The following is a 12,872-nucleotide window of genomic DNA, read 5'->3' as shown; positions in this document are numbered from 1 at the left end:
CAGGTGACGGTGACCGCAGCGGCCCGGCCGGTGTCCTGGATGTGCTGGGCGATGCTGATCGCGTCGTGCGGGTAGTCGTGGCGTGCCGGTGGGCGACCCTGCCCGGACCAGGTGCGCGCCGCGGGTGTCGCGCCGGCGGGGTGGGCGAGGGTCTCGGCTTTGACCTGGACGCTGTAGGCGATGCCACGTTCGTCGAGGGCGGTCCGGAACGGGCCGCTGTCGCCGTAGCCGGAGTCCGCGACGATCAGCGGTGGCCGGAGTCCGTGTGCGGCGAGCCCGTCGAGCATCTCGACCGCGAGGGTCCACTTCGGACGGTGACCCTCGCCGTCCGGCACCGCGGACCTGCGGCGCCGTTGCCGGGCCGCTTCGGTCACCGCCTCGACGTCGACCACAACCGCGGCGGGCGCGGCCGGCGCGGCGGCCCGCGGGGCGTTCTTCAACGTCCTGCGCTGCTTGGCCTTGGCTGCCTGCACCGCCGCTGGGCCGGCCTTGACCGGGTCCCACGACTCCGGCAGGAACAGCCGCCAGTCCAGGGGACACGACGCTGTGTCGGTGACCGCGTGGACACTCACCCCGATCTGGCAGTTGCCGACCTTCCCGAGGGTGCCGGAATACTGCCGAGCCACCCCGGGCGAGCCGGTGCCGTCCTTCGGGAACCCGGTGTCGTCGATCGCCCACGCGATCGGCCCGACCACCTCGACCGCCCGAACGGCCAGCCGCGCCCGCACCGCGGCTGTGTCCCACGTCGACGTGGTCACGAACTGCTGCAACCCCTGATGATCAACCCCGAGCCGGGCCGCCATCGGCTGCATCGACTTACGCCGGCCGTCCAGCAACAGCCCACGCAGATACGTCACACCCTTCGCCCGCTGATCCGACCGGGCCATCGGCACGAACATCTCCGCAGCGAACGCCTCAAGACGCTGCCGCACAACCGAAAGCTCCTCAGGGGTCACCAAGACATGAAACTACCCGCACCGACCCGGCAACCCCACGACACACCGAACCTAACAAAGCACTACTAGTGTCCTGAGTCGTTGGTCCGCCGGCTTGGTCCAGACGAACGGTTTCGGGCCGGCGTTGCGGGCCTCGATCCAGGTCGCGACGCCGGCTTCCAGGGCGGCGACGCTAGGCCTCGACGGTCAGGCGGATGGTGAAGCCGTCCGGGCCGCGCTGCATGCTCACGTGGTCGCAGATCTGGTGGGCGATCCACAGGCCGAACCCGGCCGAGGTCTCGCTGGTGGCGGGCAGCAGGCCGGCGAACGGGTCCTTCGGGCCCGGCCCGGCGTCGGCGACGGTGACGACGATCCGCCCGGGGCTGGTCCAGACGCGCATGCGCACCGGTGGGCGCCCGTAGCGGTGGGCGTTGGCGACGATCTCGCTCACGGCCAGGGTCAGGTCGTCGAGCTTGGCCGCGCCGACCAGGCCGTCGCCGGCCAGCCGCACCACCCGGCGGGACTCTTCGGGCTGCTGGTCGAGGGTGTCGGCGACCGGGTCGGTGCGCTGCCGCGGGTCGGCGATCTCCGGCCGGTTCTCCAGCAGGAACGTCTCCGGGTCGGTGTACTCCGCGTTCGCCGTGTGCCAGTCGAACGGCCCGGCGGTCTTCGGGTGGGTGCGCAGCACGTCGGCGAGCACGTGGGTGGGGGTGGCCCGGGTGTCGTAGGCGCACATGCTCCACAGCGGATACTCGTCGTAGGCGTGGTTGATGGCCGACTCGTAGCGGGCCCACCAGTCCCAGGTGGGGCCGAACTGGGGGCGGCCCAGCTCGCCGACGATCCGGATCTGACCGGCGCCCGCGGCGACGTGGTCGGCCAGCAGGGTGCGGTAGGAGCGGATCGCCCCGGCCGGGCGGGCGTAGACGTCGCCGCCGCTCAGGAACGTGACCGGGCAGCCGGCCGGGAGCGCGGCCCGGACCAGTGCGGCGTTGCGCTCGCCGAACGAGACCATCGTCGGCTCACCGGCCGCGACCCCGCCGAGCAGGAACGGGACGACCACGTCCAGCAGGTGCTCGTCGGAGTCGTAGCAGATCGCCTCGTGCAGGTAGCCGGTGTGCCCGGCCCCGGCCCCCGTCCTCATCGCGCCGCCTCGATCCGGATCCGCGTCAGCCGCAGCAGCTCGGCCAGGTGCCCCGCGGTGGCCGGCGGGTTGCGCAGCATCACGACGGTGTCCCGCTGCTCGGCGTAGCGCTGCAGGTGCAGCAGGGCCCGGTGGTCGAGGAAGCGGAGGTCTTTGGCGTCGAACACGACTTGTCCATTGTCAGGACTCGGCTGTACCCGCCGCAGAGCCCCGGGAAACACCAGCTCAGCTGTGGCGTCCAACTCACCGCGCAGCACGGCCGTGCCGGCGTGACCGGGGTCACCGCGCAGCGAGAACAGCGCCTCCCGGGCGTTGGTCTCCGGGTGCAGGCAGGCCAGCTCGCCCACGGCCGCGTCGCCGACCGCGCGGCGGTCCAGCGCGCACACCGCCCGCATGGGCCGCACGGCGATGAACCGGTCGACCAGGGCCTCGTACTGGGCGAACGCCTCCAGCTGGGCCGGGGTGCGGACGAGCTCGGTGCAGTCGGCGAAGACGCGCAGCCCGGTGTAGCCGGCGGCGAGGGCCGCGTCGGTCGCGTCGGCGTAGGCGACGACCTGGGCCTGCGGGTCGACCGGGGTGCCGGCGCAGTACATGGACTCGACCGCCACGAACGCGACACCGTCCGGCAGGGGGCCGCCGACCGCCGCCGGCCCGCCGGCGCCGAGATACCAGACCAGCTCGTCGGCGGCCAGGCCCGCGCGCAGATATGACTGTGCGTAGGCGTGGCGCTGCTCCGGATCGTCATAGGCCCAGCAGACGTGCTGGTCGGCCACCGGAGTGCTCACCATCGAAGGGTAGCGCCGTCACAGACCGGGTAGCAGCCCCCGGGCGATCGCCGTCGTCACCGCGGCCGTGCGGTCCTTGACGCCGAGCTTGTCGAAGATCCGCATGACGTGGGTCTTCACCGTCGCCTCGCTCACGTACAGTTCGCGGCCGGTCTCCGGGTTGGACAGGCCGCGGGCGAGGCACCGCAGCACGTCCATCTCGCGGTTGGTCAGCTGCGCCACGTCACCGCGCCGGTGCCGGGCGAGGCGGCCGGCGGCCGGGGCGGCGATCGCGGTGCCACCGTTCGCGGCGGTGCGCACGGCCGCGGTGAGCTCCTCGCGGGTGCAGCCCTTCAGGAGGTATCCGACCGCGCCCGCGGCCACCGCCCGCACCACGTCGCCGTCGGTGTCGTAGCTGGTCAGCACCAGCACCCGGGCCGAACCGGCGGCCGTGATCCGCTCGATCGCCTCGATCCCGTCGAGGTCGGGCAGGCGCAGATCCATGAGCACGACGTCGGGCCGCAGCGCCGCCGCCAGCTGCACCGCCTCGCGCCCGCTGCCGCAGTCGGCCTCCACGACCAGGTCCGGCTCCCGGTCGAGCACGGCCCGTAGGCCCTCCCGCACGATGGGGTGATCGTCGACGACCAGCAACCGGACGCTCACGCCGGCAGCTCCACGTCGACCGTGACGCCCGCCCCCGGCGCGGCCCGCACCGCCACCGAGCCCCCCGCGGCCGCGACCCGCTCCCGCAGCCCCGCCAGCCCGAACCCGGCCGGCCGCCGATCGGCGTCGAAGCCGCGGCCGTCGTCGCGGATGCGAAGGGCCAGGACATCGCTCTGGTACCGCAGCAGAACGTCGACCCGCGACGCCCGCGCATGCCGGCGGACGTTGGCGAGGGCCTCCTGCCCGGCCCGCAGCGCGACGACCTCGAGCTCAGCCGGCAGCGGCCGCGGCTCACCCTCGACGGTCAGCGTCGCCCCGCCCGGAAGATCGGGCCCGATCCGGTCCACGACCTGCCGCAGCGCCGCGGGCAGCGATGCCGTCCGCAGCGCCGGCGGGGTCGCCGCGGCGATCAGCGACCGGGCCTCGGCCAGGTTCTCCCTCGCGGTTTCGCGCGCGCGTCGGAGGTACCCCCGCGCGATGTCCTCGTTCTTGAACTCGGCCTCGAGCGCGTCCAGGAGCAGCAGCACGCTGGTGAATCCCTGCGCGACCGTGTCGTGGATGTCGCGGGCGATTCGCTCCCGCTCGGCCAAGGCCCCGGCCTCGCGGCTGACCGTGGCCAGCTCGGCCCGGGTCGCGTCGAGCTCGGCGACGAGCCGGGCCCGCTGCACGCTCTGGTCGATGATCCGGCTGATCCACAGCCCCACCCCGACCGCCGACACCAGGGCCAGCCCGGCCGGGACGAGCACCGACACCGGATCCTGGAACCGCATCGCGAACACCGTCGCGACCGCGACGACGGCGAGCGCCGACCCGAGCACCGCCTGCCGCACCGGCAGCATCGCCCAGACGTGCGGGAAGAGCACGAACAGCAGCACCGTCCCGGCCGGCGCCACGGCCACGACGCCCGCGGTGAGCACGACGGCGACCACGATGTACCACCAGCCGCTGCGGCTGCGGGGCGCCTTGAGCAGCCGCGCCCCGGCCAGCGGATACCACCCGGCGAGGACCCCGACGAGCGCGATGCCCAGCACCTTCGCCCCGCCCCCGACCTCCGGGTCGACAGCCACCAGCCCCGCGGTGACCAGCGCGAGCGCGGCGAACGCGATGTGCCACCCGACCGCGAGCCGAAACCACTCGTGCTGCCCCGGATCGGCGGACGCGCTCATCCCGACAGCATCGCGGATGCGAGCGCCCCGCGCATCCAACGGTCGTTGGATGCGCCCCTCCGCCGCCCCTGGCGACGCTGACTCCATGACGCCACGCCTCACGGGAACCATCATGCTGATCCTGTCCGTCTGCTACGGCGCCGCGGTGGCGATCGTCGCCCTGACCACCGACGACGCCGTGGGCACGTTCGCCCTCATCGGCGGGATCGTGCTGGGCGTCCTGTGGACGGTCCGCGCCCTCCTGCTCCGCGGCGCCGCCAACCGCTCCTGACCCGCCCAGCCGGGCCGCCCGACGTTCGCCGGGCGGCAGCGGGCACTCGCGGTTGTGCAGTGGACCGGCGTGCACCACGCTCACGGCATGGATCGTCGGGGACGGTTTGGCTGGCCGGGCGGTCCGGCTCGGGTGTTCGTGCGGCTCGTCGGCGGGCTGATGTTCGCCGGGTTGCTCGGGGTGATGCCGGCCCGGTGGCGGGGGCCGACGCTGGGGGTGCTGGCCTTCGCCTTTTACGGGCTGCTGCTCGGCCTCGGGGCGGTGGCGCCGGGGCGGATGCGGCGGTGGGCGGGTGCGCATCTCGTGGCCGACGCGTCGATCGTCGTGCCGTTGATGTTCTTCCTGCTGGTGCTCGTTCCCGGGCTGCCGTGGTGGGCGGCGGCGCTGGGGGCGGTGGCGTTCGGGGTCTGGGCGGTGCCGTTCCAGGTGCGGCGGCGCCGGGCGTACCGGGCGTGGGCGGCGCGCGCGGGCGGGGACTGACCGAGCTGTTGCCATCCCGACGGAACAGTCGCCGGGTGCGTGGGGCGGGGTCGAGCATGTGGGCATGTGGTGGGGCAGGCGGCGGCCGCCGCGGGGCGTGGACGGGGTCGAGTGGCGGGAGCTCGGCGCGGCCGAGCGGGATGCGGTCGTCGACCTGTCCGAGGTGTGCGCGGTTGCGGACGGGGCGCGGCGGGCCGAGCCGACCGGGGGGTGGGTCGGCATGGACCGGTGCGTCGGTGTCGGGGGGTTCGCCGGCGGGCAGCTCGTCGCGGCGGTCACCGTGCGCTCCTGGCTGCAGCGGCCCACGGTCGAGGGGTATGTGCATCCGGCCTGGCGGGGGCGGGGGCTCGGGGGCGCGATCCTCGACTGGGGGCTGGCCCGGGGCGGGGGTGCGCACGCGGACGTCGAGACGGGCGTGCTGACGGCGGGGGCGCAGCTGCTGTTCGAGAGCCGGGGGCTGCGGCTCGTGGCGGCCATGGAGCGGCTCTCCCGGCCGGTGGGGCGGGCCGTCGAGGTGGCGCCGGTGCCGGCCGGGATCACGTTCGCCGAGTGGGACGCCGACGACGGCTATGACGTCTACGCGGAGGCGTTCGCGGACCGGCCCGACAATCCGTTCGCCTACCTGGAGACGCCCGGCCAGACCCGGATGGCCTGGCGCGGTGTCGTCGAGACCCAGGGGCGGGTCCAGGAGTGGTCGCTGCTGGCCCGGGACGCCGAAGGCTGGGCCGTGGGCCTGGTCGTGTGCGACGACGACGGGCCGTTCCACTTCGGCACCGTCCCGGACTGGCGGGGGCGCGGGCTGGGGCTGGCCATGGTCACCGAGGCGATCAGCCGGGTGCCGGCCGACCCGGGCCGCACCGACCCGTGGCAGCTGGCCGTGAACACCGAGAACACCGCCGCCGTACGCCTGCTGCGGCGCGCCGGCTACGAGTCCGACGGCCGCGAAGGGCACTTCCGGCCGCACCGGTAGCGGCCGGGGTCGCCATCCGTGCTGTTACGGCGTGGTGACAGTACCCATGAAGAAGTCTCGAACGTCAGCGGCGAGCAGGTCCGGCACTTCCATCGCCGCGAAGTGGCCGCCGCGGTCGAACTCGGTCCAGTGCCTGATGTCGTACAGGCGCTCGGCGAGGGGCCGGACCGACTGCGTGATGTCGTGCGGGAGGACGGCCACCCCGACCGGGACCGGGCACGGTTCGAGGCGCCGCGGGGTCTCGCGGGCGAGGCGGGCCGATGAGGCGGCGGTCGCGGTCAGCCAGTAGAGGGAGATGCCGGTCAGCATCCGCTCGTCGCTGACCGGTGTGCGCGGGTCGGTCCACTGGGCGAAGCGCTCGGCGATCCAGACCAGCTGGGCGATCGGCGAGTCGGTCAGGGCGTAGCCGATGGTCTGCGGGGTGAGGGCCTGCAGGGCCTGGTAGGGCGGCCGGTTCGCCATCAGCTGCCGGATCTTGACCAGCCGGGCCTCGTCCGACGCGGACAGCTCCACAGCGGCGTCGGGATCGGGCCTGGTCGGCAGATAATTCACGTGTACTGCCACGACGCGCGACGAAGCCACAGCGCCCAGGGCGAGCGAGATTCCGGCGCCGAAGTCGCCGCCGTGCGCGCCGTAGCGCTCGTAGCCGAGGCGGTCCATCAGCTCGGCCCAGGCCCTGGCGACGCGGACGATGTCCCAGCCCCGCTCGCGGGTCGGCCCGGACAGCGTGAAGCCCGGGATGGACGGGATGACCAGGTGGAAGTGGGCCGACAGCGGCTCGATGAGGTCCACGAACTCCAGGAACGAGCCCGGCCAGCCGTGGGTGAGGATCAGCGGGAGCGCGTCGGGGTCGGCTGAGCGGACGTGGACGAAGTGGATGTTCTGGCCGTCGATCTCGGTGGTGAAGTGCGGGAGTTCGTTGAGCTCGGCCTCGTGTGCGCGCCAGTCGTAGCCGGTGCGCCAGTGCTCGGCCAGCTCGCGCAGGCGGGCGAGGGGGAAGCCGTAGTCCCAGCCGGCGTCGGGGAGCTCATCGGGCCAGCGGGTCCGGGCGAGGCGCTCGTTGAGGTCGTCGAGGGCGGCTTGCGGGACTTCCAGACGGTACCGCGAAATCATTTGGGCTCCTAACGTTTGTGAAGTAAACGATACGGCAATCGTTAGGGCTTCCAACGATTCGTTAGGCTTGTCACATGAGCACGTGGGAGGACCTGCCCAGCTGGCTGATCACGCAGACCGCCGGGCACGCGCACCGGCTGGTCGGCGACGGGTTCGCGGCCGCGGGGGCGCGCGGCTACCACTACCGGCTGCTGGCCACCCTGGACGAGGCGGGTCCGGCCAGCCAGGCCGATCTGGGCCGCGGCAGCGGCATCCACCTCAGCGACATGGTCGCCGCGATCAACGAACTGGCCGAGCAGGGCCTGGTCGAGCGGGCCCCGGACCCGGCCGACCGCCGCCGCAACATCATCACGCTGACGCCGGCCGGCTCCGCGCAGCTGCGGCGCCTCGAACGGCAGCTGGCCGCGACGCAGGAAGCGCTGCTGGCCCCGCTGTCACCGGCCGAACGGGAGCAGCTCGCCGGGTTGCTGTCCCGCCTGGTGGAGTACCACAGCGGCACGTTCTAAGCGACGCAGAACTCGTTGCCCTCCGGGTCCCGCATCACCACGTGGCCGAGGACGTCGCCGTACCACTCCTCGCGCACCTCCGTCGCCCCGGCCGCGACGAGCTCGGGCACCTTGCGCCGGATCAGCTCGGCCCGGGCCGCCATGTCCCACGGCCCCGGCCCGGCCACGCGGACATCGATGTGCATGCGGTTCTTCGCGGTCTTGGCCTCGGGCACGCGCAGGAACCCGATCGCCGGCCCGCGCCCGTCCGGGTCCACAATGGACGCGTTGTCGGGCTCGTCGAAGCCCGCTTCCCGCTCGTAGCCGAGGGCCAGGGCCCAGAACGCGGCCAGCCGCTGCGGGTCGGCGGCGTCACAGCCGAGGGTCCAGAAGGTCGCCATCGGCTCAAGCTACCCCGTCGCGGACCATCGCCAGCAGCCGCCGGACCTGCTCACCGTCGGTGGCGGCCAGGGCGATGCCGTTGGCGAGCACCAGCAGGTCCCAGGCGTCCGTCCCGGGTTTGACCGCACCGGCATCCTGGGCCCGGCGCAGCAGGGCGGCCGCGGTGTCGCGCATGTCCCGGTGCCACCGGTCAAACAGCGAGTCCGGCCCCGTGACGGCCGCGGCCAGGAACCGCTTGGACCCCGCGTGCGCGACGAACGCCTCCAGCCACCCGAACAGCGCGTCCCCGGCCGGCTCGCCGCTCGCGAGCCACCGGGCACCGTCCGCCAGGAGCCCGCGCACCTCGTCGGCGTAGACGGCGAGCAGCAGCTCCTGCCGCGTCGGAAAATGCCGGTACATGGTGGCGTTGCCGACCCCGGCCCGCCGCGCGACCTCGTCCAGCGGCGCCTGCGCCCCGTGCTCCGCGAACACCTCGGTCGCCGCCGCCAGCAGCAGGTCGTAGTTGCGCCGCGCGTCGGCCCGCATCCTGCCGACGGTACACTGCCAGGTGTCTGTACTGACGCGTGACGCGCTCGCCGCCCTGCTCGGCCCGGTCACCGCCCCCGGCCCGCCGGCCGCCGAAGTCCACGACGAGGTCACCTGCGCCGGCTACGTCCGCCGCCGCGTCTCCTACGCCGTTGCGTCCGGCCGCGCCTCGGCGTTCGTCTGCGTCCCGGCCGACCTGACCGGACCCGCTCCGGTGGTGTACTGCCACCACCAGCACAACGGCGAGTTCGCCCTCGGCAAGAGCGAGGTCTGCGGCCTGCGCGGCCATCCCGACCAGGCCTACGCGGCCGAACTGACCCAGCGCGGCTGCATCACCATCGCACCGGACGCCATCGGCTTCGAGGACCGCAACTGGTCCGGCGACCAGAACATCACCTGGTTCGAGCTCTCCAACCGCCTGGTACACGGCCGCACCCTCCTGGCCGACTGCCTCCAGGAGATCTCCCTGGCCCTCGACTACGCCGCGAGCCTGCCGGAGGCCGACCCGGGGCGCATCGGCTTCATCGGCCACTCCTACGGCGGCCGCACCGCCATGTGGGCCCCGGCCTGGGACCCCCGAATCCGCGCGAGCGTCTCCAACTGCGGCTGCATCCCCTACCGCGACTCCTACTCCCACGACACCGGCCTCCAGGCCGAGTTCGTCATCCCGGGCTTCGCCGCGTCGTACGACGTCGAGGACGTGCTCGCCCTGGCCTCGCAGTGCGGCTTCCTGCTGATCGCCGCCGACGACGACCGCTGGAGCCGCGGCGCCCGGGACATCGAGGCCAACCTCCGCGCCCGCCGGGCCGACCACGTCCGCGTCCACCGGGTCCCGGGCGGCCACGACTTCCGCCGCCCGGAGCGCGAGCTGGCCTACGACTTCCTCGAGGCCGCTCTGGCCCGGTGAGCCAGCTGCCGGCATGGCTTTCGCGGCTCGTCAGCGCGCACCGCGGCGGCCGAGCCGGCCGGGTCGCTGCGCCGACCCGGGCCGGGGTGCCGGGCACCGTGCGCGGCCGGCTGATGGACCGGTTTCGGGCCTTGGCCAGTGCGGTTACAGTCTTGATGTCCACGATCGACGCCCCGACATGGAGATCCGGTTGCGACAGCCGCGCGTGTTGACCGTCCTGGCCCTCGTGGTCACGCTCGGTGTCGCGTTGCTGGGCAACATCGCCGTCAGCAACATCGAGCCGAAGTCGTTGAACCAGAAGCTTTTCGCGTGGCTTGCACTCGCGATTCTGTTTCTGCTGTCCATCGGACTCGAACTCGTCCGCCGGCGGGAGACCGAGCAGCAACCGGCCGACCAGACGCCGAGTCCAGCCCGGATCCGGCAGGCAGCGGATCGGGTGGAGTATCTGACCGGCCTGACCGCCCACCCGCGACAGTCCGCTTCCGAGCGCGAGGTCGAATCGATGCGCCACGAACTGGCGCGAACCCGGGCCGAGCTGGACGCATTGCGCCGGCACCTCGCGACGGCGCAGCCGGAGACCGGCCGCCGCTCGAGGCGCGACGACGAACGTGGCCGGGTCCAATCGCGCGCCCGCACGCCTGAGGCCGGCGTCGGATGGGCGTCGGCCGACTACCAGCGACGCCTCCGTATGCGGCGATGGCTGGGCGCGAGTGCGGGCATCGCCCTGATGGGCATGGCGGCCGGCCTCATCTACATCCTGTTCGAGCGCTCCGCCCCACATGGAGCCCAGGCCACGACGCTCAACTGGACCACCCTGACGCCGGTGGCCATCTTCGGCACGTTGTTCCTGATGCTCAACGTGTTCCTAGCCCTGCCGTTAGCGGCCAATGAGCCCATCGGATTCGACTTCATCCTCGCCAACCTGTTCATGACGCTGCTGTTCACCTGCGGTATCGCGGCCGACTTCGCCATCAAGAGCTCAATTTCGACGATCAATGTGGCCGCGGTCGCCCAGCAGCTGGCCGCAACCGCCGTGGTCCCGTTCATCAACTGGTTTGTCGTGGCGATCCTGGACCGGCTGCGGCGGCGTCGCGCTCGGTAGTCGAGCCGCGGGCGGTGCGGCCGAGGTTGGAAGTTTCCGGCGCCAGCTCGGGCAACGGGTGGAAATCGGGAAAAGGCGTAATTGGCGCGGGCGGGCGGCATCTGCCTCTCTGACGACCCACACCGTCAGAGAGGCCGCCATGTCACGGGTACCACGAAAAGTCGCTCTTGTTCTCGCCACCGCCGGTGCGCTTGTCGCCGCGGTTCTGGTCGGAGTCGGTACTCCCGCCGGCGCCGCCACCGTTGCCGCGTTTCCGGGTGCGGCCGGGCCGGCCATGTATGCGACCGGCGGGAGGGGCGGCGACGTCTACCACGTCACCAACCTGACCGACAACGCCAGTAGCCCGCAGGCCGGGTCGCTGCGGTACGGGATCAACAACGTGCCGAGCGGTGGGCGCACGATCGTGTTCGATGTCGCCGGGACCATCAAGCTGAGCCCGGCCGGGCGGCAGGGGTGGTTGACGATCAACTCGAGCAACCTGACGATCGCGGGGCAGACCGCGCCGAAGCCCGGGATCACGATCATGGGGCAGGCGACCAAGGTGACCGGGAAGAACGTCGTCATCCGGCACGTGAAGTTTCGGCCCGGGCAGGACCAGGCCAACGCCGGCACGGCGACGAACGACGGGATCTGGATCACCGGGGACAACGTGATCGTCGACCACGCCTCGGTCTCCTGGGCCGACGACGAGGGGATCAGCTCCAGTGACGGCGCCGGGCAGGTCACGGTGCAGTACTCGATCGTCTCCGACGGGCTCAACTACAAGGGGCACAGCTACGGCGCACTCGTCGGCAGCGATGTGACCGGGTCGAACATCGCGTATCACCACAATCTGTTCGCCCACAACCTCAGCCGGCTGCCGCGGCTCGGGAACGAGACCGGCGCGGTCAACAACGTCGACTGGTCCAACAACATCATCTTCGAGGGCAAGGGGTACAGCGGCGACAATCAGAACGCCAACGGGAACTTCGTCGGGAACACGTACCTGCGGCACAACTCCAGCAACGCCGAGGTGTACACCGGCGCCACCGGGACCGCGATCTACCAGTCCGGGAACCTGGCCGACTACGACGACGACGCGAACCTGACCAACGGCAAGGCGGCGGGCTGGACCGAGTACACGTCGGTGCCGACGCACCAGTCGGCGCGCTTCAACGTGCCGAACATGACATACGAGTCGGCGACCAGCGCGTCGGGCAAGGTGCTGAACCAGGCCGGCGCGTTCTGGTGGGCCCGCGACGCCGTCGACACGCGGGTGGTCAGCGAGACCCGCACGACGACCGGCACGCTGATCAACTACCCGAACAGTACCGAGTGGAACAACCTCTGGAACGCGTCGGCGGTGAGCGCGCCGAGCGGGTGGGACACCGACCGCGACGGCATGCCCAACGCGTGGGAGAGCGCCAACGGGCTCAACCCCAACGCGGACGACCACAACGGGGACGCGGACGGCGACGGGTACAAGAACCTCGAGGAGTACCTGGACCACGCGGCGAACGGTGGCGTGGCCACCTCCACCACCCCGACCACCACCACCCCGACCACCACCACCCCGACTCCCGGGACGAGCGCTGGTTGCTCGGCCACCTACAAGACCACGAACTCGTGGGCCGGGGGCTTCCAGGGCGAGGTCACGGTGAAGGCCGGGAGTGCGGCCATCACCGGCTGGACGGTGCAATGGACGCTCGCCGGCGGCCAGAGCATCAGTCAGGTCTGGAACGGCCGTCTGAGCACCAGCGGTACCACTGCCGCAGTAAACAACGAGACCTATAACGGCGCTCTGGCCGCCGGAGCGTCGACCACCTTCGGCTTCACGGCCGTGGGCTCGGCCTCCTCGCCGAGCCTGACCTGCTCCTAGTACTGCAACGGCGGGTCGTGTCCTACGGCGGTTCGAGTCGTTTGCGGTAATGAGCGGCTCGGGCCTGTGCTTGCCTGCGTCTACGCCATC

Annotated in this window: 15 protein-coding genes; 7 read left to right on the top strand and 8 right to left on the bottom strand. The window is 72.2% G+C overall.

Going from position 1 to position 12,872, the window contains the following annotated elements:
* The 5 genes from ACIA8L_RS56045 to ACIA8L_RS56025 all read right to left on the bottom strand — a co-directional run.
* Window positions 1-932, bottom strand: a 932-nt coding sequence (locus ACIA8L_RS56045) for an IS701 family transposase (RefSeq protein ID WP_395918448.1), incomplete at its 3' end; no start/stop codon positions are given.
* 196 nt (window positions 933-1,128) lie between these two features.
* A complete protein-coding gene (locus ACIA8L_RS56040) occupies window positions 1,129-2,076 on the bottom strand; it encodes an anti-sigma factor RsbA family regulatory protein (RefSeq protein WP_395918447.1) in 948 nt (315 codons plus the stop codon).
* A complete protein-coding gene (locus tag ACIA8L_RS56035; protein WP_395918445.1) occupies window positions 2,073-2,861 on the bottom strand; it encodes an MEDS domain-containing protein in 789 nt (262 codons plus the stop codon). The genes ACIA8L_RS56040 and ACIA8L_RS56035 overlap by 4 nt, the downstream gene beginning before the upstream one ends.
* Before the next feature lie 18 nt (window positions 2,862-2,879).
* The gene (locus ACIA8L_RS56030; RefSeq protein WP_395918443.1) at window positions 2,880-3,503 is read right to left on the bottom strand and encodes a response regulator; all 624 of its coding nucleotides are present in this window, start codon (window positions 3,501-3,503) and stop codon (window positions 2,880-2,882) included.
* The gene (locus tag ACIA8L_RS56025; protein ID WP_395918441.1) at window positions 3,500-4,669 is read right to left on the bottom strand and encodes a sensor histidine kinase; all 1,170 of its coding nucleotides are present in this window, start codon (window positions 4,667-4,669) and stop codon (window positions 3,500-3,502) included. Before ACIA8L_RS56025 ends, ACIA8L_RS56030 begins: the two co-directional genes overlap by 4 nt.
* Before the next feature lie 85 nt (window positions 4,670-4,754).
* Here ACIA8L_RS56025 and ACIA8L_RS56020 point away from each other — a divergent pair, with 85 nt between their 5' ends.
* From ACIA8L_RS56020 to ACIA8L_RS56010, 3 genes are all read left to right on the top strand, one after another.
* Window positions 4,755-4,940 (top strand): hypothetical protein, encoded by a 186-nt coding sequence (locus tag ACIA8L_RS56020; protein WP_395918439.1) that lies wholly within the window; start codon window positions 4,755-4,757, stop codon window positions 4,938-4,940.
* Between the two features lie 87 nt (window positions 4,941-5,027).
* Window positions 5,028-5,420 carry a hypothetical protein gene (locus ACIA8L_RS56015; RefSeq protein WP_395918438.1) on the top strand — a complete coding sequence of 131 codons (393 nt, stop codon included), beginning with the start codon at window positions 5,028-5,030 and terminating at the stop codon, window positions 5,418-5,420.
* Window positions 5,421-5,484: 64 nt separating this feature from the next.
* Window positions 5,485-6,390: a GNAT family N-acetyltransferase gene (locus ACIA8L_RS56010; RefSeq protein WP_395918436.1), complete on the top strand. Its 906-nt coding sequence runs from the start codon at window positions 5,485-5,487 to the stop codon at window positions 6,388-6,390.
* A gap of 24 nt (window positions 6,391-6,414) precedes the next feature.
* Here ACIA8L_RS56010 and ACIA8L_RS56005 read toward each other — a convergent pair whose 3' ends face one another.
* The gene (locus tag ACIA8L_RS56005; protein ID WP_395918434.1) at window positions 6,415-7,503 is read right to left on the bottom strand and encodes an epoxide hydrolase family protein; all 1,089 of its coding nucleotides are present in this window, start codon (window positions 7,501-7,503) and stop codon (window positions 6,415-6,417) included.
* Window positions 7,504-7,577: 74 nt separating this feature from the next.
* Between ACIA8L_RS56005 and ACIA8L_RS56000 the strand changes: the two genes are divergently transcribed.
* A complete protein-coding gene (locus tag ACIA8L_RS56000) occupies window positions 7,578-8,009 on the top strand; it encodes a MarR family winged helix-turn-helix transcriptional regulator (RefSeq protein WP_395918432.1) in 432 nt (143 codons plus the stop codon).
* Here the strand turns inward: ACIA8L_RS56000 and ACIA8L_RS55995 are convergent.
* Window positions 8,006-8,389: a VOC family protein gene (locus tag ACIA8L_RS55995; RefSeq protein WP_395918430.1), complete on the bottom strand. Its 384-nt coding sequence runs from the start codon at window positions 8,387-8,389 to the stop codon at window positions 8,006-8,008. The two genes, ACIA8L_RS56000 and ACIA8L_RS55995, sit on opposite strands and share 4 nt — an antisense overlap.
* A 4-nt stretch (window positions 8,390-8,393) precedes the next feature.
* Window positions 8,394-8,915: a TetR/AcrR family transcriptional regulator gene (locus ACIA8L_RS55990; RefSeq protein ID WP_395918428.1), complete on the bottom strand. Its 522-nt coding sequence runs from the start codon at window positions 8,913-8,915 to the stop codon at window positions 8,394-8,396.
* Between the two features lie 22 nt (window positions 8,916-8,937).
* Here ACIA8L_RS55990 and ACIA8L_RS55985 point away from each other — a divergent pair, with 22 nt between their 5' ends.
* The 3 genes from ACIA8L_RS55985 (at window position 8,938) to ACIA8L_RS55975 (ending at window position 12,782) form a co-directional block, all read left to right on the top strand.
* A complete protein-coding gene (locus tag ACIA8L_RS55985; RefSeq protein ID WP_395918426.1) occupies window positions 8,938-9,822 on the top strand; it encodes a dienelactone hydrolase family protein in 885 nt (294 codons plus the stop codon).
* A gap of 13 nt (window positions 9,823-9,835) precedes the next feature.
* The gene (locus ACIA8L_RS55980; RefSeq protein ID WP_395918424.1) at window positions 9,836-10,924 is read left to right on the top strand and encodes a hypothetical protein; all 1,089 of its coding nucleotides are present in this window, start codon (window positions 9,836-9,838) and stop codon (window positions 10,922-10,924) included.
* 139 nt (window positions 10,925-11,063) lie between these two features.
* Window positions 11,064-12,782, top strand: coding sequence for a cellulose binding domain-containing protein (locus ACIA8L_RS55975; protein WP_395918422.1), 1,719 nt, complete (start codon window positions 11,064-11,066; stop codon window positions 12,780-12,782).
* Window positions 12,783-12,872: the final 90 nt, after the last annotated feature.

Source organism: Dactylosporangium sp. NPDC051541, assembly GCF_044454505.1.
In the GTDB taxonomy this organism is placed as follows: Bacteria; Actinomycetota; Actinomycetes; order Mycobacteriales; family Micromonosporaceae; genus Dactylosporangium.
Note: the sequence above shows the minus strand (reverse complement) of the source record. Positions and strands in the feature narration are given on the sequence as shown.